Below are 1,903 nucleotides of genomic sequence, written 5' to 3'. Positions count from 1 at the left end.
GGTGCCGGCGCGGGCCGCGCGGCATTGCGGGTGTTGGCGGGCGCCGGGGCACGCTCGGCCTTCTTGGGGCTGCCGAAGGCGCCGATCGGCTCGCGCACCGGGCTCTCGAAATCGACTCCAGCCTGTTCGGCCAGCGCCTTGCCGAGCTGGTCCTTCAGCACGCGCATGCGCACCTCCTCGACCAGGCCGACTTCGATGTCGCCGAGCTGGAAGGGCCCGAAGGACAGGCGAATCAGCCGATTCACCGACAGGCCGAGATGCTCGAGGATGCGCTTGACCTCGCGGTTCTTCCCCTCGCGCAGGCCCAGCGTGAGCCAAAGGTTGTCGCCCTGCACGCGGTCCAGGGTCGCCTCGATCGGGCCGTACTCCATCCCGTCGATGGTGACGCCCTTGGCGAGCTTGTCGAGCTGGGCCTGGTCGGTGTCGCCGTGGGCACGGACGCGGTAGCGGCGCAGCCAGCCGGTATCGGGATGGGCGATCACCTTCGCGAGACCGCCGTCGTTGGTGAGAAGCAGCAGGCCTTCGGTGTTGATGTCGAGCCGGCCGACTGCGACCACCCGTGGCAGATCCTCGGGCAGGACCTCGAACACCGTCTGGCGGCCTTCCGGGTCGCGAGCAGTGGTCACCAGGCCGCGCGGCTTGTGGAAGATCCACAGGCGGCTACGCTCGCGCGCCGGCATGCGCTCGCCGTCGATCAGGATCGCGTCGTCGTCGGTGACGTTCCGTGCCGGGGAGGTCAGGGTCTCGCCGTTGACGCTCACGCGACCGGCCAGGATCATTGCCTCCGCGTCGCGGCGGGAGGCGATGCCCGCCCGCGCCATCGCCTTGGCGATGCGTTCGCCCGGCGGGGTCGGCGCCTCGGCCTCCGGTTCCGTGGCCTCGGCAACGGGCTCGGCGGCGACCGCCTGCTGAGGCGGGCTCGGGTCGCTCGGCGAAGGCTTGCCCTTGGGCTTCGTCTCGGTTTCGCTGCCCGCGTCGGTGGCGGGCTTCCAGCGCTCGGTCCGCGTGGTGTCGGTGTCCGGCTGGGCAGAAGCCCCCGGACCGTCGTCTTTCGGCAAGTCACTCATGAGCCGGCCATACCAGAGCCGGCCCGGACAGGCGAGACGGGTTGAGCATCCGCGGATGCACAACCTGACGACGCGCAACCCGCGAACGCAAAAGGGGCGGCCCAGCCGGACCGCCCCGAAAGATCCGCGCGCCAGTCCGCCGTTCAAAGCCTCGGGGAACGTCCCCGCATCACGCCGAACACGGCGGAGATCAGGAACAGGGCGATCGCGACGAAGAAGATGATCTTGGCCGCCTCGACGGCCGTGCCGGCGATGCCGCCGAAACCCAGGAGCGCCGCCACGAGGGCGACGACGAGAAACGTGATAGCCCAACCGATCATGGCATCCTCACGAAATTCAGCCGGTTCAGGATCGGAACCCGCGAGGGGCGGATTCCGATCCCGTCATTCATGAAGGTTCAGATCTTGTCGGTCGCCGACTTCACGGCGCCCTTGGCATCGCCCACGGTGCTCTGGGCCTTGCCCTTGAGCTCCTGCGCCGCGCCGTCGGCCTTCATCTTGTCGTTGTTGGTCACGTCGCCGAGGCCCTGCTTGGCCTTGCCCAGGGCCTCGTTGGCGGCGCCCTTGATCTTGTCCGTGGTGCTGCTCATGGCGTTTCCTTCCGTCCAATCTCTCGCGGCGGCGCCGCAATCGTAAAGGCAACGGTGACGATGAGAGGAATGTTCCAGGCATTAACATTGACCTGGATCGGCTTCCGGCGCCGGTCGGTGCCTGTCCCGGCGATGGGGTGATAAACACCGTGACGGCCAATCCGATCCAGGACGCTGAGCACGAAACCGCGAACGCCGCGGGGGCGTTCGACCGCGCCTTCGCGGCGTTCGCGGTTTCGTGCTCAGC

At 68.5% G+C, this 1,903-nt stretch carries 3 protein-coding genes; all 3 read right to left on the bottom strand.

Annotated elements, in window-relative coordinates; all coding sequences use genetic code 11:
• The coding region (locus tag FV228_RS28345) for a pseudouridine synthase (protein ID WP_147857531.1) at nucleotides 1-1,067 on the bottom strand (1,067 nt) is incomplete at its 3' end.
• A 143-nt stretch (nucleotides 1,068-1,210) separates the two neighbouring features.
• On the bottom strand, nucleotides 1,211-1,387 hold the full coding sequence (locus tag FV228_RS28340) for a DUF1328 domain-containing protein (protein ID WP_082643075.1): 177 nt from the start codon (nucleotides 1,385-1,387) through the stop codon (nucleotides 1,211-1,213).
• 77 nt (nucleotides 1,388-1,464) lie between these two features.
• Complete coding sequence (locus FV228_RS28335) at nucleotides 1,465-1,656, bottom strand: CsbD family protein (RefSeq protein WP_147857530.1); 192 nt, start codon at nucleotides 1,654-1,656, stop codon at nucleotides 1,465-1,467.
• Nucleotides 1,657-1,903: the final 247 nt, after the last annotated feature.

The sequence above is a fragment of the Methylobacterium sp. WL18 genome (assembly GCF_008040015.1).
In the GTDB taxonomy this organism is placed as follows: Bacteria; Pseudomonadota; Alphaproteobacteria; order Rhizobiales; family Beijerinckiaceae; genus Methylobacterium; species Methylobacterium mesophilicum.
This window is presented reverse-complemented; position numbering and strand designations above follow the sequence as displayed.